The 21,457-nt window shown below is 62.8% G+C and carries 18 protein-coding genes and 1 tRNA gene; 16 read left to right on the forward strand and 3 right to left on the reverse strand.

What is annotated here, in order from left to right; genetic code table 11:
- Positions 1-88 precede the first annotated feature (88 nt).
- Positions 89-1,273, forward strand: a complete 1,185-nt coding sequence (locus F0M17_RS03790; RefSeq protein ID WP_121866309.1) for an adenosine deaminase — start codon at positions 89-91, stop codon at positions 1,271-1,273.
- Between the two features lie 76 nt (positions 1,274-1,349).
- Here the strand turns inward: F0M17_RS03790 and F0M17_RS03795 are convergent, their stop codons facing one another.
- Positions 1,350-2,840 (reverse strand): aldehyde dehydrogenase family protein, encoded by a 1,491-nt coding sequence (locus F0M17_RS03795; RefSeq protein WP_149596452.1) that lies wholly within the window; start codon positions 2,838-2,840, stop codon positions 1,350-1,352.
- Positions 2,841-2,950: 110 nt separating this feature from the next.
- Between F0M17_RS03795 and F0M17_RS03800 the strand changes: the two genes are divergently transcribed.
- The 12 genes from F0M17_RS03800 to ilvA all read left to right on the forward strand — a co-directional run bounded on the left by F0M17_RS03800 (position 2,951) and on the right by ilvA (position 16,512).
- Positions 2,951-3,649 carry a MazG nucleotide pyrophosphohydrolase domain-containing protein gene (locus tag F0M17_RS03800; RefSeq protein ID WP_038989911.1) on the forward strand — a complete coding sequence of 233 codons (699 nt, stop codon included), beginning with the start codon at positions 2,951-2,953 and terminating at the stop codon, positions 3,647-3,649.
- A gap of 91 nt (positions 3,650-3,740) precedes the next feature.
- Entirely contained in the window at positions 3,741-5,021 is a 1,281-nt protein-coding gene (gene eno, locus F0M17_RS03805; RefSeq protein ID WP_038989910.1) for a phosphopyruvate hydratase, read from the forward strand.
- Positions 5,022-5,145: 124 nt separating this feature from the next.
- The gene (locus tag F0M17_RS03810; protein ID WP_246857127.1) at positions 5,146-5,985 is read left to right on the forward strand and encodes a septum formation initiator family protein; all 840 of its coding nucleotides are present in this window, start codon (positions 5,146-5,148) and stop codon (positions 5,983-5,985) included.
- 29 nt (positions 5,986-6,014) lie between these two features.
- The gene (locus F0M17_RS03815) at positions 6,015-6,725 is read left to right on the forward strand and encodes a DUF501 domain-containing protein (RefSeq protein ID WP_073706605.1); all 711 of its coding nucleotides are present in this window, start codon (positions 6,015-6,017) and stop codon (positions 6,723-6,725) included.
- Positions 6,725-7,651, forward strand: a complete 927-nt coding sequence (locus tag F0M17_RS03820; RefSeq protein WP_190264676.1) for a Ppx/GppA phosphatase family protein — start codon at positions 6,725-6,727, stop codon at positions 7,649-7,651. The genes F0M17_RS03815 and F0M17_RS03820 overlap by 1 nt, the downstream gene beginning before the upstream one ends.
- Before the next feature lie 154 nt (positions 7,652-7,805).
- Complete coding sequence (locus F0M17_RS03825) at positions 7,806-9,191, forward strand: S8 family serine peptidase (RefSeq protein ID WP_246857171.1); 1,386 nt, start codon at positions 7,806-7,808, stop codon at positions 9,189-9,191.
- 190 nt (positions 9,192-9,381) lie between these two features.
- Positions 9,382-10,749 carry an NAD(P)/FAD-dependent oxidoreductase gene (locus tag F0M17_RS03830; protein ID WP_149596454.1) on the forward strand — a complete coding sequence of 456 codons (1,368 nt, stop codon included), beginning with the start codon at positions 9,382-9,384 and terminating at the stop codon, positions 10,747-10,749.
- Positions 10,750-10,866: 117 nt separating this feature from the next.
- Positions 10,867-10,948: transfer RNA gene (locus F0M17_RS03835), tRNA-Leu, on the forward strand.
- A 387-nt stretch (positions 10,949-11,335) separates the two neighbouring features.
- Positions 11,336-12,052 (forward strand): Bax inhibitor-1/YccA family protein, encoded by a 717-nt coding sequence (locus tag F0M17_RS03840; protein ID WP_233125300.1) that lies wholly within the window; start codon positions 11,336-11,338, stop codon positions 12,050-12,052.
- A gap of 215 nt (positions 12,053-12,267) precedes the next feature.
- Positions 12,268-13,725, forward strand: coding sequence for an APC family permease (locus tag F0M17_RS03845; RefSeq protein ID WP_141358042.1), 1,458 nt, complete (start codon positions 12,268-12,270; stop codon positions 13,723-13,725).
- A gap of 207 nt (positions 13,726-13,932) precedes the next feature.
- The gene (locus F0M17_RS03850) at positions 13,933-15,237 is read left to right on the forward strand and encodes an AI-2E family transporter (RefSeq protein WP_246857128.1); all 1,305 of its coding nucleotides are present in this window, start codon (positions 13,933-13,935) and stop codon (positions 15,235-15,237) included.
- 3 nt (positions 15,238-15,240) lie between these two features.
- Positions 15,241-16,512, forward strand: coding sequence for a threonine ammonia-lyase (ilvA, locus tag F0M17_RS03855; RefSeq protein ID WP_121866317.1), 1,272 nt, complete (start codon positions 15,241-15,243; stop codon positions 16,510-16,512).
- Between the two features lie 71 nt (positions 16,513-16,583).
- Here ilvA and greA read toward each other — a convergent pair whose 3' ends face one another.
- The gene (greA, locus tag F0M17_RS03860; protein WP_038989900.1) at positions 16,584-17,081 is read right to left on the reverse strand and encodes a transcription elongation factor GreA; all 498 of its coding nucleotides are present in this window, start codon (positions 17,079-17,081) and stop codon (positions 16,584-16,586) included.
- Between the two features lie 290 nt (positions 17,082-17,371).
- On the reverse strand, positions 17,372-17,791 hold the full coding sequence (locus tag F0M17_RS03865) for a DUF4307 domain-containing protein (RefSeq protein WP_052253530.1): 420 nt from the start codon (positions 17,789-17,791) through the stop codon (positions 17,372-17,374).
- A gap of 239 nt (positions 17,792-18,030) precedes the next feature.
- Here F0M17_RS03865 and mca point away from each other — a divergent pair, with 239 nt between their 5' ends.
- Genes mca through F0M17_RS03880 form a run of 3 tightly spaced genes read left to right on the forward strand, consistent with a single transcriptional unit; the run spans position 18,031 to position 21,370 of the window.
- Positions 18,031-18,897: a mycothiol conjugate amidase Mca gene (mca, locus tag F0M17_RS03870; protein WP_149597699.1), complete on the forward strand. Its 867-nt coding sequence runs from the start codon at positions 18,031-18,033 to the stop codon at positions 18,895-18,897.
- Positions 18,898-18,941: 44 nt separating this feature from the next.
- A complete protein-coding gene (locus F0M17_RS03875) occupies positions 18,942-19,223 on the forward strand; it encodes a hypothetical protein (protein ID WP_038989899.1) in 282 nt (93 codons plus the stop codon).
- A 32-nt stretch (positions 19,224-19,255) separates the two neighbouring features.
- Positions 19,256-21,370 (forward strand): thioredoxin domain-containing protein, encoded by a 2,115-nt coding sequence (locus F0M17_RS03880; RefSeq protein WP_149596456.1) that lies wholly within the window; start codon positions 19,256-19,258, stop codon positions 21,368-21,370.
- Positions 21,371-21,457 lie beyond the last annotated feature (87 nt).

The raw sequence follows: 21,457 nt of genomic DNA on the forward strand, positions 1-21,457 counted from the left end.
AGGGTCACATTGCGGCTTGCAGATCTTTACCCGCAGGAGCTGTCAGTTCAGCGAAAATGCGACTAGGCTCAGTGGTGTGACTGAAGAAATGATTCATACTGACTACGATCCCGAGTTCGACTTCCGGGATCTGCCTAAAGTTTCGCTCCACGACCACCTCGACGGTGGCCTGCGCCCTCAGACGATCATCGAGCTGGCCGCCGAGATTGGACACGAGCTGCCAGAGACCGAAGCCGAAGCATTGGGCGAATGGTTCCGTGAATCAGCCGATTCCGGCTCGTTGCCACGCTACCTGGAAACCTTCGAGCACACCGTCGCGGTCATGCAGACCCGCGATGCGCTGATCCGCGTAGCCCGCGAATTCGTCGAGGACCTCGCCGAGGACGGCGTCATCTACGGCGAAGTCCGCTACGCCCCGGAACAGCACCGCCGCGAGGGCCTGAGCCTGGACGACGTCGTCGACGCGATCCAGGAAGGCCTGGACCAGGCCTGCGAGCAGCTCAACGCCGAAGGCCACCCAATGCAGATCGGCCAGATCCTGGTCGCCATGCGCCATGGCGACCAGGGCGTGGAAATCGCCAAGCTGGCCCTGCGCCACCGTGGCCGCGGCGTGGTCGGTTTCGATATCGCCGGCGCCGAAGACGGGTTCCCGCCATCGGCAATGAAGGAAGCCTTCGACCTGCTGGCCGAGAACCTCTTCCCGACCACCGTGCACGCCGGCGAAGCAGCCGGGCTGGACTCCATCAAGGAAGCCATCCTGGTGGGCCGCGCCCAGCGCCTGGGCCACGGCGTCCGCGTTGCCGAGGACATTGAGATCGAGTTCGGCGCGATCGACGAGAACGGCGAAGAACTCAGCGACGATACCGGCCTGGTCTCCCTGGGCCCGGTCGCGAACTGGGTTCGCGAACGCGGCATCCCGCTGGAAGTCTGCCCGTCTTCGAACCTGCAGACCGGCGCCACCGCCAAGTTCGGCGAAGGCATCGAGAACCACCCAATCGACCTGCTGGTCCAGACCGGCTTCAATGTCACCATCTCGCCGGATAACCGCCTGATGTCCGGCACCAGCTTGTCCGACGAGTTCGAGTTGCTGGTCGAAGCCTTCGACTACGACCTGGAAGACCTGCTGGATTTGACGCTGAATGCAGCTGAGGCCGCCTTCGTTCCGCTGGAAATGCGCGAGCTGCTGGTCGAGTACATCAACGACTACTACGACAACCTGCTGGATGACGAGGAAGACTACGACGAAGACGAATACGAGAACGTCGCCGACTAGTTCCCGGGATTCAATTCCCAAACAGCGAAGCCGCCCGTGCAGTGCACGGGCGGCTTCGCTGCATCCGGGAGGATGCCTAGAACGGGTACTGCTTCTTGGTGGACTGCACCCCGACCCAGTGGTCGGTGGTGAACTCCTCGATGGCCCATTCGCCGTTGAAGCGGCCCAGCCCCGAATTCTTCTCGCCGCCGAACATCACATGCGGCTCGTCGTTGACCGTGATGTCATTGACGTGGGTCATTCCGGCCTTGATGCCGCGGGCGAAGGCGACGCCCTTCTCCAGGTTCTGCGTGAAGACTGCCGAGGACAAGCCGAATTCGGTGTCATTGGCCAGTTGAAGCGCATGCTCTTCGGAGTCGGCCTTGGCGATGCCCACGACCGGACCGAAAATCTCCTCGCGGAACAGTTCCATGCCGCTGGTGACATCGGCGAAGACGTGGGGAGAGACCACCCGGCCAGTAATCGAGCCGGCGAGTACTTCGCGCGCACCCTGCTCGCGGGCGGTGGCGATCTTGCCGCTGACCGACTCAAGCTGCGCATCATTGATGATCGGTCCCACGAGGTTGGCCGGATCCGCGGCATCGCCATAGCCGAGCTTGCTGACCTGCTCGATGAACTTCTCGATGAACGCCTCGTAGACCGGGGCCTGGACGATGATGCGGTTGATTGCCATGCAGATCTGCCCCTGGTGCAGGAACTTGCCCAGGGTCGCGGCCTTGGCCGCTTCGTCGAGGTCGGCATCTTCCAGCACCACGAAGGGCGCGTTGCCGCCAAGTTCCAGCGCCACGCGCTTCATGTGCTCGCCGCTGACCGCGATCTTGCCGACGTTTTTGCCTACCGGGGTCGATCCGGTGAAGGACACCAGCGACGGGGTCTTGTGCGCCACGAAGTAGTCGCCGATTTCCGAACCGGAACCGACCACCGCGTTCAAGACACCCTCGGGCAGGCCAGCCGCGGAGAACGCCTTGGCCAGGACCAGGGCGCCAACCAATGGGGTGTCCGAGGCAGGCTTGAGCACTACTGCGTTGCCCAGTGCCAGGGCGGGAGCCACGGATCGGGCGGAGAGCAGCATCGGGAAGTTCCAGGGGCTGATGATGCCCACCACGCCGACCGGTTCGCGGTAGACCCGGTTCTCCTTGCCTTCGGCATTGGAGGGAAGGATCTTGCCGTGCACCCGGGTGGGGAAGGTGGCGGCTTCGCGGATGGCGGCGATGGTGCCGCCCAATTCGATGTTCGCCTTCAGATGGGTGGAACCGGACTCGGCAATCAGCAGCGCCAGGATGTCCTTGAAGTTCGCTTGCAGGTAGTCTGCGGCCTGGCCCATGATCTTGGAACGCTTGCCGGGGGAGAGCGCCGCCCAGCCGGCCTGGGCCTGCTCGGCGGCCTGGTAGGCGGCGTCGACGTCGTCGGTCGAGGCCTGGCGGATCTCGGCCAGCAGCGAGTCATCGAACGGGTTGGCCGTGCGCAACACGTGTTCGGAGCGCCCTTCAACCCACCGGCCGCCGATGAAGAGCTTGGCTGGAACCTGCTCCAGGAATTCGAGCCGGGCGGTATCTTGGATGGTCATTGGCAATCCTTCGCGTCGTCGGGATGAACTACGGCCATGCTAGCCCGAATAGGCAGTGAATGGGACCGAATCGGCCGCCAGCTGAACACCCGCTTCGATAGCATGGCCATATGCCGGAGAACAGAACGCAACTCGAACAGCTCGCCGCCACCGTCCGGACCCTACGCAGCAGATGCGCGTGGACCAAGGCGCTGACCCACGAGTCCCTGCGCACCTACCTGATCGAGGAAAGCTATGAGGTTCTCGATGCCATCGCGGAGCAGAACCCGGCCTTGCTCAAGGAGGAGCTGGGGGACTTGTACTTCCAGATCCTGCTGCACTCGCTGATCGCCGAGGAGCACGGGCACTTCGGCCTGGAGGACGTTGCCGAAACCCTGAACGCGAAGCTGCTGCGCCGCAACCGGCATATCTTCGACGAGCAGGGGCAGGTCCGCGAAGACATCATCACTGACATCGATGAAATCATCCGGGTTTGGGATGCGGCGAAGCAGGCCGAGCGCGCCGGGCAGCCGAAGAAGCGGAAGAACGCGGGACTGCCCGCCGGGCTGCCTTCCCTGGCGCTCGCGCAGAAATTGCTTGATCGCCATGCCAGGGCCGGGTCGGCGCAGCCTGCTGGCGGGCTTGCCACCGAGCAGGTTCGCCAGCGGATCACCGATGAGCAGTCCTTGGCCAATGAACTGATGGCCCTGTCAGCGCGGGCCGAGGAGCTGGGCCTGGACGCAGAGTCGGTGCTGCGCTCGGCCCTGAACCAGCAATACGGCGCGGAACTGGATGACATAACATCGCGTAAATCACCATCGAAGCGCTAGGCTAGAGACAGGCAATGGCGCCGACGGTCTAATCAGCGACCGCTGGTTGGCCTGCCCCAAGACCACCCCTTTCTACAAGGAGTCCATACTCATGGCATTGATTGACGCCATTCACGCGCGCGAAATCCTCGATTCCCGCGGCAATCCGACCGTTGAGGTCGAGGTCCTGCTTTCCGACGGCTCGCACGGCCGTGCCGCTGTTCCTTCCGGTGCATCCACCGGCGCCTTCGAAGCGGCAGAGCGCCGCGACGGCGACAAGGACCGCTACCTCGGCAAGGGCGTACTGGGCGCTGTAGAGTCCGTCATCGACGAGATCGCCGACGAGCTGGAGGGCCTGGACGCCACCGACCAGCGCTCCATCGACGCCGCCATGATCGAGCTGGACGGCACCGCGAACAAGTCCAAGCTCGGCGCCAACGCCATCCTCGGCGTCTCCCTGGCCGTCGCCAACGCCGCGGCAACCAGCTCCAACCTGCCGCTGTTCAAGTACCTGGGCGGCCCCAACGCGCACGTGCTGCCAGTGCCGCTGATGAACATCCTCAACGGCGGCTCCCACGCCGACTCCGACGTGGACATCCAGGAATTCATGATCGCCCCGATCGGCGCACCGACCTTCTCCGAGGGCCTGCGCTGGGGCGTCGAGGTCTACCACAGCCTCAAGTCAGTGCTGAAGGAAAAGAACCTGTCCACCGGCCTGGGCGACGAGGGCGGCTTCGCCCCGAACCTGCCAAGCAACCGCGCGGCACTGGAACTTATCACCGAAGCGATCAAGCGCGCCGGCTACACCCCGGGCCAGGATATCGCCCTGGCGCTGGACGTCGCCTCCTCCGAGTTCTACGAGAACGGCGCCTACCAGTTCGAAGGCAAGGCGCTGTCCGCCAAGGACATGAGCGACTACTACGCCGGCCTGGTGGCCGACTTCCCGCTGGTGTCCATCGAGGATCCGCTGGACGAGGACGACTGGGATGGCTGGAAGACCCTGACCGACGCCATCGGCGACAAGGTGCAGCTGGTGGGCGACGACCTGTTCGTCACCAACCCGCAGCGCCTGGCCGACGGCATCGCCAAGGGCACCGCCAACTCGCTGCTGGTGAAGGTCAACCAGATCGGCACCCTGACCGAGACCATCGATGCGGTGACCATGGCGCAGCGTGCCGGCTACACCACCATCACCTCGCACCGTTCGGGCGAGACCGAGGATGTCACCATCGCTGACATCTGCGTGGCAACCAACGCCGGGCAGATCAAGACCGGTGCACCGGCCCGCTCCGAGCGCGTAGCCAAGTACAACCAGCTGCTGCGCATCGAAGAGGACCTGGGCGCCTCGGCGGTCTACGCTGGCCGCAGCGCGTTCCCGCGTTTCAACAGCTAATATTCAGCAATAGCGAATAAGCTCGTCGGTAGTGGATACCGGCGGGCTTTTCGTTATTTAATGGAATTATCTTGCCAAGTCCACGGCAAGACCGCACGACAAGCACCATGGGAATTGGGGGAGTATGGCTCAGCGACCACCGCGAATGCCTCGTCGTAATACTCCGGATCCGGCTAAAGACGCCACAGCAACCCCGGTTGACCAGACAAAACACGCCGGCGCGGATTTCCAGGCTGAACCGCCAACCGACGCCTTGCGCATTGTCGAGCCGCAGCCGGCGGCCAAGCAGGCTCCCGCGAAACCCCGCCGGGTGAAGGACGCCTCCTCCGCGCCGAAGCCGAAGAGCGCTGCCGCCAAGCCGAAACAGGGTGCCTCCCCAGCGTCAGATGCGTCACGTGCGCCGAAAAAATTTGCCGGCATCTACGCGCAGAAGCCCAAGGTGCCGCTGCGTGAACGCGCCAAGGAAAAGCAGAGCGAACGCCGCCGCGATGACCGGCTGAAGTTCTCCGCCGCGGTCCGCCGCAAGCCGGGAGAAAAGCCGGTGGACCAGAACCAGGTCCCCGAGGGCGAACCCGTTGCGGCGCACCGTTTTTCCGGCCGCATCGCCGCGCTGATCGTGGTCCTGGCCTTCTTCGCAGTGATGCTGGTGCCGACGGTGAATTTCTACCGCACGCAGATGGCGGAACTGAACGAGCTGCATGCCTCGATCGAAGCGCTGGAGGCGCAGCGCGATGACCTCAAGGAGGAAATCGCGCGCTGGGATGACCCGCTGTACATCAAGCAGCAGGCACGCGAGCGGATAAACTTGGTCATGCCCGGCGAGAAGCTCTACATGGTGGTGGGCGAACGCCCCAAGGATGAAGAGACGCCCGCCGACGGCAATGGAAGCACCTTCGAGGTGCGCCAGGAACTTCCATGGGTTGATGCGCTGCTCGACTCTGTTCGACGTTCTGCCACCGACTAACCACTTTAAACGCGAAGAGACCTATAACCGTGACTGAACAGCCAATCCGCGAAGCACTTGACGCCGCCGGACGAGTACCGAGCGAAGCCGACCTGGACACCCTGTCCCGCCAGCTGAACCGCCCGGTGCGCGATGTGGTGGAGATTGGTGCGCGCTGCGTGTGCGGCAATCCGTTGGTGGCGACGACCGCCCCGCGGCTGTCCTCGGGCATCCCGTTCCCGACCACCTACTACCTGGCGCACCCGGTGATCACTTCGGCTGTTTCCCGCCTGGAGGCGGCCGGGCTGATGAACGAGATGAATGACCGCCTGGGCGAAGACGCGCAGCTGGCGCAGGCCTACGCCGCGGCCCACGAGTCGTACCTGGCCAACCGCGATGCCATCGGCCAGCGCTCGGGCACCGGTGCCGTTCCGGAAATCGCCGGCGTCTCCGCCGGCGGCATGCCGACCCGCGTCAAGTGCCTGCACGTGCTGGTAGGCCACTCGCTGGCAGCTGGCGAGGGCGTGAACCCGCTGGGCGACGAGGCGCTGGCCGCCATCGCCGAGTGGTGGACCAAGGACAAGTGCTACTGCGTTGGCGCGTGGGACACCGAATCCGAGGCGCCGAGCCGTGACCGCTCGCGCCACGTGAAGACCCAGGAACAGCAGGACCCGGAGGCCAAGCGTGCAGAGCGTGCCCGCAAGCGTGCCGAGCGCGAGGCGGCCCAGGCGGCCGAGTCCGCCGAGCAGGGTGATGCCTGATGCGCGTTGCCGGTATTGACTGCGGAACCAACTCCATCCGTTTGCTGATTGCCGACGTCGATGCCGATGGCCAGCTGGTCGACGTGCTGCGCACCATGCGCATCGTGCGCCTGGGCCAGGGCGTCGACGCGACCGGCGCCTTCGCCCCCGAAGCCCTGGAGCGCACCTTCGAAGCCGCCCGCGAGTACAAGAAGCTGTGCGATGAGCACGACGTGGAAGCGATCCGCTTCGCCGCGACCTCCGCAGCCCGCGATGCATCGAACCGCGAGGTCTTCTCCGAGCGGATCACCAAGATCCTGGGCGTGGCCCCTGAAGTGATCAGCGGCGAGGAGGAAGCCTCCCTGTCCTTTGCCGGGGCGGCATCGGTCCGGGCCGGGCAAAGCGGCAAGTCGCTGGTGATCGACCTCGGCGGCGGATCCACTGAATTCGTGCTCGGCGATGCCACCGGTCCGCTGGCGGCCAAGAGCCTGGACATGGGGTGCGTACGCGTCACCGAGCGCTTCCACCAGACGGGACTGCGTTCGGATGAGGCGCTGGAATTCATGGACAGCACCTTGGAAACCCTGTCCGGAACCGTTGATGTGACGCAGGTGGATGCGGTGATCATGGTTGCCGGCACCTTCACCACGCTCACCGCCCAGGCCCTGGGTCTGAAGCAGTACGAGTCCGAGAAGATCCACGGGGCGCAGCTGAGTTTCGCCCAGATGCGCCAGGCGACCGCAAGCATGCTGTCCTACACCCGGGACGAGCGCGCCGCGCTGGGCTTCATGCATCCTGGCCGCGTCGACGTGATCCAGGCCGGTGCCGCAATTGTCCAACGCATCCTTCATTACCTCGAAAAGGCCAGCGGAAACCGCGAAATGGTCCTGATTGCCTCGGAACACGATATCCTCGACGGAATCGCGGCTTCAGCTGCCGTGGCCTGAACCTGTCATCCAGTCACCGACCCAAGGAGTTGTTTTGAGCTCAGCTTTGCGCGCCAGGAATAGAACGGGCTTGATAAAGCTCAGCTCTCTGCTCGTCGCAGCACTGCTGGCGGCCACCCTGCTCAGCGTGGGCGCTCCGGCCCGCGCCGACAACATGCGCGAGTCCGAGTACTGGCTCGATTCCCTGGGCGTGACCGAAGCGCACAAGACGACCAAGGGCGAAGGCGTCAAGGTCGCGGTCATCGACACCGGCATCGATACCACTCATCCGGATCTGAAGGGTGCTGTGGTCGGCGGTGCGGACATGTCCGGCTCGGGCGGCGAAAAAGGCAACAAGCCGATTGGCGTAATGAGCGAGCACGGCACCCTGGTGGCGACCCTGCTCGCAGGACGCGGGAACAACAAGGGCGAGATCAAGCGGATCAAATCCGAGAACGAGCGCTTGAAGGCCGCGTGGGAAAAGGCCAAGAAGCACGCCGAGGAAGAAGACGAGGACATTCCCGAGGAGCCTGAATACGAAAAGGTTCCCAAGCTGAAGAGCGGCAAGGACGGCGTGCTCGGCGTCGCCCCGGCAGCGGATCTGCTGTCAGTGTCGCTGTGGATGGGCGAGGGCAACCCGTCGAAGATTCCGGTGGAAACCCAGATTCCCCGCGCGGTGAAGTGGGCCGTGGATTCCGGAGCCAAGGTCATCAACATGTCCCTGGGCTCCACCAGCCCGGCGTGGCCGGAAAGCTGGGATGACGCCTTCAAGTATGCAGAAGACCATGACGTCGTCATTGTCGCAGCGGCGGGCAACCGTTCGGGCGGCATGAGCCAGGTGGGCGCCCCGGCGACCATTCCCGGGGTGCTGACCGTGGCCGGCGTCGATACCAGCGGCAAGGCGTCGCAGGATTCCTCGACCGAAGGCATCTCCATCGGCGTGGCGGCCCCTGCCGAGCAATTGGTCGGCGGCTTGCCGGATGACGGCTACGCACGCTGGTCGGGCACCTCCGGCGCGGCCCCGCTGGTGGCCGGCGTGGCAGCGCTGATCCGCTCGCAGTACCCGGAGATGAAGGCTCCCGAGGTCATCAACCGCATCCTGAAGACTGCCAAGGACACCGGCGCACCCGGCGTGGACAACCTCTACGGCTACGGAATCATCGATGCCCAGGCTGCGGTGACGGCGACCGTCCCTGCAGTTTCGGAAAACCCGCTGGGCACGATCAGCGAGTGGATCCGAGTGCATCGCCGCAACACCGAGAAGACCACCGATACCCCGGCTCCGGGTGTTTCGATGGAGAAATCGGACCTCAAGCAGGTCGCTGCGCCCAAGCCGATCCTTCCGGACGACTCGGCACCGGCGCTGCAGCCGGTGCTCATCGTGGGCGGGGGAGTGCTCCTGCTGCTGGTGCTCATTGCCGGCTCCACCCAGACCCTGGTGCGCCGCCGACGCGAGAAGGCCGCGGCGCAGCTCGGTTCGGCGTCGTTGAGCTCGCTGCAAGTCCCGGACCAGTCAGATGGACGGGACCTGTTCGACGAGATTCCCGAAGAAGAGAAGTAAATAGCGTTTCCAGCGGGGTGGATCCTGAAGATCCACCCCGCTTTTGCGCGCTTGCCGGCAGTTAATTCGACCGCTGGATGCAGGCTGTGCCGGCAGGAAGCTCCGCAGCCTTGCGAAGACGTGACGCACCGAACGAAATTCGTTAGTGAATGTTTTCACTAACTCGGAAAATCCGCGTAGAATCAACAGTATGTCGATCATCGAAACCTCCCAGAAGCGTCCGCGCATCCTGATCGTCGGCGGTGGCTACGTTGGCCTGTACGTCGCGATGAAGTTGCAGAAGAAGGTCAAGGCACACGGCGGCATCGTCACCGTTGTCGACCCGAACCCCTACATGACTTACCAGCCTTTCCTGCCAGAAGTTGCAGGTGGCCAGATCGAGCCACGCCACGTTGTGGTCTCGCACCGCCAGCACTTGAAGCACTCCGAGCTGGTCAACGGCCGCGTGCTGAGCGTCGACCACGCCAACAAGAAGGCCGTGATTGCTCCGGTCAATGGCGAGCAGTTCGAGCTGGAGTACACCGACATCGTGATGTCCGCTGGTGCGGTTACCCGTACCTTCCCGATCTCCGGCCTGGCTGAAACCGGCATCGGCCTGAAGACCATCGAAGAGGCCGTCGCCCTGCGCAACAAGGTTGCCGAGCGCATCGAGTCCGCTTCGAACATGACTGATCCAGTGGCCCGCAAGCGCGCACTGACCTTCGTCGTTGTCGGTGGCGGCTTTGCCGGCATCGAAACCATCGCCGAGCTCGAAGACATGGCTCGCCACCTGATCAAGCTCAATGACCGCATTGACGGAAAGGAAGCACGCTTCGTTCTCGTCGAGGCCATGGGCCGCATCATGCCAGAGGTCACCGCGGAGCAGGCCGAGTGGGTTGTCGAGCACCTGCGCAGCCGCGGCATCGAGGTACTGCTGAACACTTCGCTGAACAACGCTGAAGAAGGCAACCTGGAACTGATCAACATGGCTGACAAGTCCCCAGCGGGCGAGTTCGGTGCAGACACCCTGATCTGGACCGCTGGCGTCATGGCCAACCCGATGGTCCGCTCCACCGATTTCCCGATCGAGCAGCGCGGCCGCATCGAGACCCGCACCGACCTGCGCATCAAGGACGCCAACGGCGAACCGCTGGAAGGCGCCTGGGCAGCCGGCGACATCTCGGCAGTCAAGGACGTCACCGGTGGCCTGCCAGACGGCACCTGCGTTCCGAACGCGCAGCACGCTGTGCGCCAGGCCAAGCTGTTGGCGAAGAACCTGTATGCTGCCCGCTACGGCGTTGGCACCATCAAGGAATACAAGCACAAGAACCTCGGCGCGGTCGCCGGCTTCGGCAAGAACAAGGGCGTTGCCAAGGTTGTCGGCATCAAGCTCAAGGGCTGGCCAGCATGGATGGCGCACCGTGGCTACCACGGCATGGCCATGCCAACCTTCGAGCGCAAGTTCCGCGTTGTCGGCGACTGGCTGGTTGCGTTGTTCTTCAAGCGCGATGCGCTGCAGCTGAACAACCTCGAAGCGCCACGCACCGCTTTCGAGGAGTCGGCCAAGCCAAAGAAGTAGGCTTGGGACGCAGATGATCGACGATGATGCGAGGGGCCAAGCGATTGGCTCCTCGCATGCGTCAGCAAAGCTGAATTTTCTATTTGCTTTGCCGATCACGTAAAATTTGAGAGTCCTGCCCCTATGGTGGAATTGGCATACACGGCTGACTTAAAATCAGCTGCCGCAAGGCTTGTGGGTTCGAGTCCCACTGGGGGTACAGAGTAAGGCCGACGTGTTCCGGATTTTCCGGTCCGCATCGGTCTTTTCTCTTGCCGCCAGCAAGGGCACGTTCGCCGTCCACCCTCCGGCATCGTTCCTCGACCATATTTTCGTCTGACGCAACCATGATGCTGGAAGTTTCAAGAATATCGCTGAGAGAGTAGTTTTTCCTCGGGAGATTGCCCTATATCATCCTTCCGACTGAGTGATTTCACAGCAATCCTCAATAGGATTAAGCAAAAGATCTTCAGCTAGCCAAGCGGCTGGCGAATTCGCAATCTATAGGGGAATGACATTGGGCAATCCAATTTTTGGTTCTAGCAGCCGCTCCGATGCTTGGGGAACCAAGCCTGGAAGTCCTGTTGGATTCCGCGACACCGAAAACATGAGCGCAGACCAGCTGAATCAGATGTACCAGCAGCCTGCCGCAACCAGTGCCGACACAGGCCGCATGACCATCGGTGACACTATCAACAAGACCGTGTTCTGCCTGGCCTTGGTTGTCGTTGGCGCCGCGATTGGTTGGGTCATGCCGGCACTCATGCTGCCAGGCGCCCTGGTTGGTTTCGTCCTCGGCCTGGTTAACGCTTTCAAGAAGCGCCCATCGCCAGTGCTGATCCTCCTGTACTCTGCAGCCCAGGGCTTGTTCCTCGGCGGTCTGTCCGGTTTCCTCGAGAACATGCAAGGCATGCAGGGAATCGCCATCCAGGCGGTGCTTGCGACCCTGTGTGTTGCCGGCGTAACCTTGGCGCTGTACCGCTCGGGCAAGTACCGGATGACGCCTAAGCTGAACAAGATGTTCATGATCGGCATGGTGGGCCTGATCGTCTTCTCGCTGCTCAACATGGTCCTGATGCTCACCGGCGTGATCGACGGCATGTTCGGCATGCGCGGTGGCGTGCTCGGCCTGGTTATCGGTGTCGTTGCCGTACTGCTGGCAACCTACGCACTGGTTGCCGACTTCACCATGATCGAGGAACTGTCCAACCAGGGCGCTCCGGCCATCATGGCTTGGCGCGGTGCCTTCGGCCTGACCATGACTCTGATCTGGCTGTACACCGAGATCCTACGCATCCTCGCGATCCTGCGCGGCGACGACTAGCCGCAGCAGCACAGCTTACAAGGACCAGCGCCCATTCAGGGCGCTGGTCTTTCTGTATTAAGCGGCTGTTCAAATATGAATCCAATATGTACTGCCGAAACCGCCAATGCGATGGAAAATGACAGCTGATTGGGCAGCTACGCGAATCCTTGGTTAGATTTCCCTGTAGCTATTCAGTTATCCAACTCACAGTTATTTTGACAGGGAAGAGCGCAATGGCAGTCGAGCAAGCAGAAGGAAATTCGCCGGGTCTGGTGAAGTCCCTGGGCAACCTGGATGCCCTGGCCCTGGGGTTCGGAGCGATGATCGGCTTCGGCTGGGTGGTGCTCACCGGTGGATGGCTGGATAACGCTGGCACCATGGGCGCTGTGCTGGCCATGGTCGTTGGCGGTGGCATCATGGCTGTCGTCGGCTTGACCTATGCCGAACTGACCGCGGCCATGCCGAAAGCCGGCGGCGAGCACAACTTCATCCTGCGTGCTTTGGGAGCCCGGCCGTCATTTATCGGTTCCTGGGCGATCACCGGCGGGTACGTGACCATCGTGGCTTTCGAAGCGGTCGCCTTGCCGCGGACCGTGGAATACATCTTCCCCGGCATGAGCCGGATTCCCCTGTGGACCATTGCCGGTTTTGAAGTAAACCTGACCTGGGCATTGGTCGGCGTGCTGTCGGCAATCATCATCACCTGGATCAATATTCGCGGCGTGAAGCAAGCCGGGGTGCTGCAGACTTTCGTGGTGCTGTTCCTCGTGGCCATCGGCCTCTTGATGATAGCCGGGGCCTTTGCCGGTGGCGAAGCCAAGAACATGGAACCGTTCTTCACCCCGGGAACCAGCGGGTTCTTTGCCGTACTGGTGGCCGTGCCCTTCTTGTTCATCGGCTTCGACGTGATTCCGCAGTCTGCCGAGGAAGTGAAGATTCCGGCCAAGCAAATTGGCAAGCTCGTGGTCCTCTCCGTCATCCTAGCCACCGTCTGGTACGTGATGGTCGTCCTGACCACGTCCTCGGCGATGCCGGCAGCGCAACTGGCCGGAGCCGACATTGCAACGGCGGATGCGTTCGGAGCCTTGTTCGGTTCGGATCTGATGGCCAAGGTGCTGATCGCCGGCGGCATCGCCGGCATCCTGACCTCGTGGAACTCGCTGCTGCTCGGAGCCTCCCGGCTGGTCTACTCGCTGGCCCGCAGCGGCATGCTCCCATCCTGGTTCGGCAAACTGCATCCCAAGTACCGCACCCCGGCCAACGCCCTGGTCTTCATCGGCGGAATCTCAATGCTGGCCCCATTCTTCGGTGCCGAAATGCTGGGATGGCTCGTTGATTCGGGAGCGCCAAGCATCATCGTTGCCTACTTCCTGGTCTCGGTCACCTTCCTGGTGCTGCGCAAGCGCGAACCGAAGATGGACCGGCCGTTGCGCGTCGGCGGCACCGGAAATGCTGGAGCGGTCATCGGCTGGATTTCGGTCCTGCTTACCGCTGCGCTCTTCAGCCTGTACATGCCGGGCATGCCTGCATCATTGAGCTGGGAACCATGGGCCATCTTCGCCATCTGGTGGGCCTTGGGCGCAATCTACTTCTTCAAGGTGCCAGCCGGAATCAAGCCCGGCGAAGACGCCGAGGAAAAGGTCCTTGAAGCTGTCATGCGCCGCCGGAGCAAGGGTGCGCGAAACGCCTGATGAACCGCGGCTTCCACGCCCCATGTCCAGGATTGGGCGGCCTGCGCAATCTGGTTACCTGCGGCGGAGTGAAATACACATATTGAATTAGATTTCTAGGACCAGTGCCCATATCGGGCACTGGTCTTTGGAATTTGTCACAATTGAGACATGGATCAAGACGCTGTCTGGCAAACGCGATAGCGTAGTTCCATGAAAAGCAGCCGGTTGGAACGTCTACGCCGTATTCGTGTCTCGCTTCCGAGCAAGCCGGCGGAAATCCCTGCCGCACCGAGCCCAGACCTGACGGATTTCAAAAGCGCCGAGGACATGCCCTACGCAGTGCGCATGGCAGCCGCGTGGGCCTGGCGTTTTTTGATCATCGTCGCGGCCGTGGGCGTACTGGTGTGGGCGCTGTCAAAAGTCTCCCTGCTTGTCATCCCGGTTCTCGTCGCGGCGCTGCTGGCCGGGCTGCTCTCACCGGTCGTGAACACGATGAACCGCAAGCTGGCGGTGCCCCGCGGGTTGGCCGTCGGCATTACGCTCATCGGGTTCCTGGCGCTAGTTACAGCTGGACTCTCGGTTGCAGGGCAAAAGCTCTCAGCCGGATTCACCGCCCTGTGGACCCAAGCCCTGTCGGGCATCGAGCAGGTCCAGGGTTGGCTGTTCAACGGCCCGCTCAAGCTGACCAATGACGACCTGCAAAACGTGCTGGACGACGCCCTGGTCCAGCTTCGCGGCAATGCCACCAACATCCTGAGCGAGGCCATCAGCTGGACTTCCGCGATCGGGCAGATCCTGACCGGCACCTTGCTGGCAGTCTTCGCGCTGATTTTCCTGCTGCTCGACGGACGCAAGATCGGTTTGTTCCTGGTGAACCTCTTGCCGCGCCGCGCCCGCCCGGCGATGGACGGGGCCCTGACCCGCGGCTGGGGCTCGCTGGTCCGCTACGTGCGCGTCCAGATGGTGGTGGCGCTGATCGACGCTATCGGCATCGGGTTCGGCGCCTTCTTCCTCGGCGTGCCGCTGGCGATGCCGCTGGGCGTGCTGGTCTTCGTCGGCTCCTTCATCCCGATCGTCGGTGCGCTGTTTACCGGCGCCCTGGCAGTTTTGCTCGCCCTGGTCGCCAATGGCTGGATCAACGCGCTGATCATGCTGGCCGTCGTGCTGCTGGTCCAGCAAGCCGAATCCAATATCCTGCAGCCGCTGATCATGGGCAAGGCAGTCAGCCTGCACCCGCTGGCAGTCGTCCTGGCCGTCGCCGGGGGCACGATGCTCGCAGGCATTCCCGGCGCGCTCTTCGCGGTACCGCTGCTGGCAGTGATCAACGCGGTCGCGAAATACCTGTCGGGCAGAGCCTGGGAAACCGATGACTTCGTGATTGAGCTCTACGGTAGCCAGATCGCGGCGGACAGTCCCAAAACCAGCGACCCGGGGAAGGCAAGCCCAGCCGCAACGGCTGCAGGCGCCGCCCCCGCCCCACAAGCTTCTCCGGAGTCCCGGCACCCTGAGCCCACAGCAGATGAGGAATAAACCATGAGCACTGAAACTACGTTGCCCGTAACGCTGGCTGAGATCGAAGCCGCGGCCGAAGTACTCAAGCCGGTCATTGCCCGCACCCCGGTGGAGCACTCCCGCGTGCTCTCCCAGCACGTTGGCGCCGAAGTCTTCCTCAAATGCGAGAATATGCAGCGCGCCGGATCCTTCAAGGTCCGCGGCGCCTATGTGCGCATGTCCAAGCTCAGCGACGAGGAGAAGGCGCGCGGCGTCGTCGCCGCATCGGCAGGCAACCACGCGCAGGGCGTCGCCCAGGCCGCCAGCCACCTCGGCATCAAGGCGCGGATCTACATGCCGCTAGGCGTCGCGCTGCCGAAGCTGACCGCAACGCGTGACCATGGCGCGGAAGTCGTGCTGTTCGGCAACAATGTCGATGAAGCGCTGGCCGAGGCGCAGCGTTTCGCCGACGAATCCGGCGCAGTCTTCGTGCATCCCTTCGACCACCCGGACATCATCGCTGGACAGGGCACCATCGGCCTGGAGCTGCTTGAGCAACTGCCTGAGGTCGACACCGTGCTGATGGGCGTGGGCGGCGGCGGGCTGCTGGCCGGCGTTGCCATCGCGCTGAAGGAGAAGGCCCGCGAACTGGGCCGCGAGATCAAGGTGGTGGGCGTCCAGGCGGAAAACGCCGCGGCCTACCCGCCATCACTGGCCGCTGACGCATTGGTCCCGCTGGATACCGTGCACACCATTGCCGATGGCATCGCCGTCGGCAAGCCGGGGCAGCTGCCGTTCACGATCATCAAGGAATTGGTCGACGACGTGGTGACGGTATCGGAAGATACGCTTGCGCGTGCTTTGGTGGTGCTCCTGGAACGCAACAAGCTCGTGGTGGAACCCGCTGGCGCGGTGGGCGTCGCGGCCCTGCTGGAGAACAAGCTGGAGGCACACGGGATCAACCCGGCAACCACCGCTGTAATCCTTTCCGGAGGCAATATCGACCCGCTGCTGATGCTCAAGGTGATCCAGCGCGGCCTGTCTGCGGCCGGCCGCTTCCTGACCATCCGGATGATGCTTCCGGACCGTCCCGGTTCGCTGGCGCAGATCTCCAACATCATCGCCGAATCAGATGCCAACGTCACCCGCCTGGACCACACCCGCATCGGCGGTTCGCTGTCCATGGGCGATGTCGCGATCACCATCGATTTGGAAACCAAGGGCCATGAGCATTCCAAGACGGTGCTGAACAACCTGCGTGCCGAGGGCTTCGACCCGCAGGTCACCAACACGGCTGGCGGTTCGGTCGCCTAGCCACGAGCAGCAAAGCGCGATGGCCGCCACCCCGCAGGGGTGGCGGCCATCGCGCTTTTCTGTGGATCCTGTTACGAGGCCTGGTAAGGCTTCGCGGAGATGATCTCAACCTTGATGTCGCGGCCGTTTGGTGCCAGGTACGACAGCTTGTCGCCCACCTTGGCGCCGTGCACGGCAACGCCGATAGGGGACTGCTCGGAGTAGACCTCGAGGTCGGTGTCGCCGGCGACTTCGCGGGAGCCGAACAGGAAGGTGGTTTCGTCGCCTGCGATATTGGCGACTACCAGCATGCCAGGCTCGACAACTCCGTCATCGGCAGGAGCTTCGCCTACGTCGGCGCGACGCAGCAGATCCTTCAGGTACAGGATGCGGGCTTCAGCCTTGCCCTGCTCTTCACGAGCGGCGTGGTAACCGCCGTTCTCCTTCAGGTCACCTTCCGAACGTGCCTGCTCGATACGGGCAACGATCTCGGCACGTCCCGGGCCTGAGAGGAAAGTCAGTTCGTCCTGGAGCCGATCGTAGGCTTCCTGAGTCAGCCAAACGACAGGTTCGTTGCTGTTGGTGCTCACGTTGTACTTCCTTTGGTCAGTAGGGACTTCGCTCTGCCTTGGGAACCTGCAACAGGTCCTAAAGCCGAACGCCACCGGAACGGTGGCGTCGACGAAGTCGGATTCGGTACGGATCTGCGGGCTCGCACGTTATTGGAGATGCAAGCAAAGACCCCGCTAGGCTCATGTCCTTTTGCTTTGCTAGAACCATGCGCCGATGCGGGGCGAAACGTATCTTTTCAACGATAGTAGTCGCCAAAACGCTTTAAGCCCAATAGATTCAGCTATTAGGGGATGAACAAGCTGAAATGTTAACCCTTGTATTCTTGCGGAACCTCGTAGCAGGACTCCACGCCAACCGTGGTCGCAAGGTTATCGGTGTGCAGGTCGACATCCAGGCGCTGGGTGATGTGCCCGGTAGCTTCTCCTGGATCAAGCAATACGGTTTCGTAACCGACAATCGCCTTGGATTCATTCATCGCTCGAATGTCGCACTGCACGCGGTGCTTGGCGTTGTATTCAACCGCGACAATGGCCTTGGCCTGGGTTGCGGAAACGACCTCGAACTCGATGTCCTGCGCCTGGATGGCGGTGTAGTTGCTGAAGCCGAAATAAGCGGCCCCGGCAACGCCGACGGAGAGCGCGGCAGCAATCAGCCAATTACGCGTTTTCTTAGGAAGACTGCGTTTCTTGGGGTTGTTGTAGCGAGCCGTTAAGCTTGGATCAGACATTACTTGCCTTGCACCACTCTCTTGCCTGGCGGAATTTGAATAGGGAATGCCGTATAGAGGTTCCCTGCTCAAGTTTACCGTCTTTCGGCATGGGGGAATAACCGGTGGTCGGCTATGAGTTGTTATGGATGACGGGCAGATTTAAGGCTTCGGGCTGTCCAAAAACGTGGCATAAGGAAAGAAGATAAGTGGAGATTCACGACGTGAAGAAAATTGCTCCTTCGCAGGGTCTGCGGCTCATGGCTATTCACGCGCACCCGGATGACGAATCTTCGAAGGGCGCCGCAACGATGGCCGCCTATGTCGATGCCGGTGCCGAGGTCATGGTCGTTTCCTGCACCGGCGGAGAGCGCGGAGATATCCTCAACGCCGCCGCTGGCGAACTCGCCCATGCGCACCGCGACCTCGCGGGCGTTCGTCGCACCGAAATGGCCGAGGCCGCTGCGGTCCTGGGCGTCAAGCACCGCTGGCTGGGCTACGTCGACTCCGGCCTGCCGGAAGGCGATCCGATGCCCGAGCTGCCTTTTGGTGCCTTCGCCTTGCAGCCAGTTGAAATCGCCGCTGCCGGGATCATCAAGCTGATCCGGGAATTCCGTCCACATGTCATCACGACCTATGACGAAAATGGCGGCTACCCCCACCCAGACCATATCCACTGCCACAAGGTTTCCACCTTTGCCTTCGAGCATGCGGCCAATCCTGAAATGTACCCGGAGCTGGGCGCCCCGTGGTCGGTCAGCAAGCTGTACTACGACCGTGCCTTCGCCTCGGATCGCTTCCGCACCTTGCACTACGCGATGCTGGAAGCCGGGTACGAATCCCCGTACACCGAGCGCGTTGCGCAGTGGGAAGCGGACGAAGGCAACCAGATGTTCAAGTGGGTTTCCCCACACACCACGACCACCCAGATCCACTGCGCGGACTTCTTCTCGCAGCGCGATCAGGCGTTGCTGGCGCATAGAACCCAGATTGATCCGGAAGGTTTCTTCTTCGCCGTGCCGGAACACGTCTACGCGGAGCATTGGCCGTGGGAGGACTACACGCTGATCTCCTCCAAGGTAGCCACCGAGTTGCCCGAGACCGACCTGTTCGCCGGACTAAGATAGTACTAAGCGCTTTTCCAGTACTAGAAATGAGTTGTCTTTACATCGTGAATACGATCTTTGAATCCTTGGCTCTGACTTCCTCGACCTTGGGTTTCGGCACGGAGACCGCCAGCGATTACGGTCCAGGATTCCTCGGATTCATTTTCACCGCAGCCATGGTCGTTGCCGTGATCTTCCTGATCCGCGACATGATCCGCCGTGTCCGCCGCGTGCGCTACACCTCGGAAGCAGAGGCAAAGCAGCAGGAGATGGTGTCCAAGGGCGAAGAGCGCAAGCTCCAGGAACCCGATGAGCCGCACGACCCGAAGACCGACGAGCAGCAGTAGGAGCTTTGTGAGCTGCGCGATAGCATGATTGCGTGGCACAACGACTCGCTGGCTCATCCAGCCAATACCTCAGACAGCATTCGCATCAACTAGTCGACTGGTTCCCCTATGGGGACGAAGCCTTCGAACAGGCCCGGTTGCGCGACGTACCTGTGATGCTTTCCATCGGCTACGCGGCCTGCCACTGGTGCCACGTGATGAGCCACGAGTCCTTCGACGATCCCGAGATCGCGGCGCTGCTGAACGAGAACTTCGTCGCCATCAAGGTCGACCGCGAAGAGCATCCGCTCGTCGACGACACCTACATGCTGGCCACCCAGGCGCTCACCGGTGCCGGAGGCTGGCCGATGACCATTTTCGCGCTGCCCGACGGGAGAACCGTGCATGCCGGCACGTACTATCCGAAGGAGCCCCGCGGCAAGACCCCGAGCTTCCGCCAAGTGCTCGATGCGGTCCATGAGGCTTGGGAGACCAAGCGCGAAGCGCTGGAAGAGCAGGCCCAGATGCTCGCCGGGCATCTGGCCGAACTCGGGAGCCGCCAAAGCTCGCTGTTGTCCCTGCAATCCCAGGAACCAGCGGACAAGGCCTTCGGGGCAGCGCTGGACCGGTGGATCGCCGGCACCAAGCCGGAAGGCGGCTTCACCCCTGCACCCAAATTCCCTCCGACTTGGGCCCTGAAAACACTGTGGCGTGCAGTAATCACCACCCCGGATCGCGCCGAAGAGGCCTTCACTGCCGCGGCCACCCACCTCGAAGCGATGTTCCTCGGCGGCTTGCAGGATCACGTTGAGGGCGGTTTCGCCCGCTACTGCGTCGACGAGAACTGGTCGGTCCCGCATTTCGAGAAGATGCTCTACGACAATGCCGGGCTGCTGTCGCTGGCGGCACGCACCAGCGTGCTGGCCGCCGAATTCTCCCGTACCTCCGAAGGGGAAGCGGCCCAGCGCGCGCAGAAGCTTGCAGGACTGGCCCGGCGCAGCGCCGAAGGCATCATCGATTTCCTCAACGAGGAACTGCTCACCGCGTCGTCCGCCGCTCCGGCCTTCGCCGCGTCGCTGGATGCCGATTCATCCCGTGATGGCAAGCAGATCGAAGGTGCGTACTACACCTTCAACCGCGAGGAGATGGCGCTGGTCTCCGACCCGCTGATTCATCGCCTGCCCAAGGGGCTGCTGCGTTTCGCGCCGGTGGCCGAGGACCCGCAGAATTTCTGCTTCTCGCTGCTGCGGGTGCCCGAGCCGAGCGAACTGGGCGTCCTGCAGGAACTGCGCGAGGCAATGCGGGCGCTGCGCCGCTCGCGGATCATGCCGGTCCGCGACGAAAAGGTGATCGCCGGCTGGAATGGCCTGGCCATCGAAGCCCTGGCTGAAGCCGCGCTGCTGCTGGACCAGCCGAGGGCCCTGGAGCTCGCCGAGAAGGCGGCCAATTCTGTGTGGCAGATGCAGTGGGATGAGCGTGCCGGACGGCTGGCTCGGGTGAGCTTCTCCAACCGTGCCGAGCACGGCAACGAGGGCACCTTGCAGGACTACGCCGCCTTGGCCCTGGGCTTCTTGGCGTTGGGCCAGGCCAGCGGCCAGAAGCAGTGGGCAGCGAGGGCCAGCCAGTTGCTGGGACGTGCAGCCGACTTCGTGGATCCGGAAACCGGGGTGCCGCGCGACGCGGTGGGTGCCGATGCGCGGATCGCCGCCCAGCGCGGCAACATCGCTGCGGTCACGGTGCTTGATGACGCGCTGCCGGCTTCGGGGGCGCTCTACGCCAAGGCGTTGGCAATGCATGCGCTGCAGTCCATGGCTGTAGGGGAGTACAGCGAAGCTGATGCGGCGGCCTTGGACAGCGCCCGCGTGCTCTCGGCCCATGCGCTGGCGTTGGCCAGCGATGCGCCGACACAGGTGGCGACCGCCTTGGAAGTGCAATGCATCGTTTCCAGCCCCGTCCAGTATCTTGCGCTGTCGCAGTGGGATTCGGCAGAAGCCAAGCGCGTGCGTTCCGTGGCGTTGAGCCTGGGGATGATTGTGCGTCACGATCCGTCGCTGCCCGGCGCGGAGAACGGCCTGCAGATCCAGCCGTGCCGCGAGGAATTGTGCCAGATGCCAGTGGCCGGGATGGACGGATTCTTCTCGCTGTTCGCCTCCGGAAAGGACGCCTGAGTCCAGGGCGAAGCGTCCGCCGTGGACGCGGTGCGGCGGGCAGATGCCCGCGCTTGGTGATAAATAGCGGTAGATTTAGAATCTAGA

Origin of the sequence: Glutamicibacter sp. ZJUTW, from assembly GCF_008370855.1 — a bacterium.
GTDB classification, from domain to species: domain Bacteria; phylum Actinomycetota; class Actinomycetes; order Actinomycetales; family Micrococcaceae; genus Glutamicibacter; species Glutamicibacter nicotianae.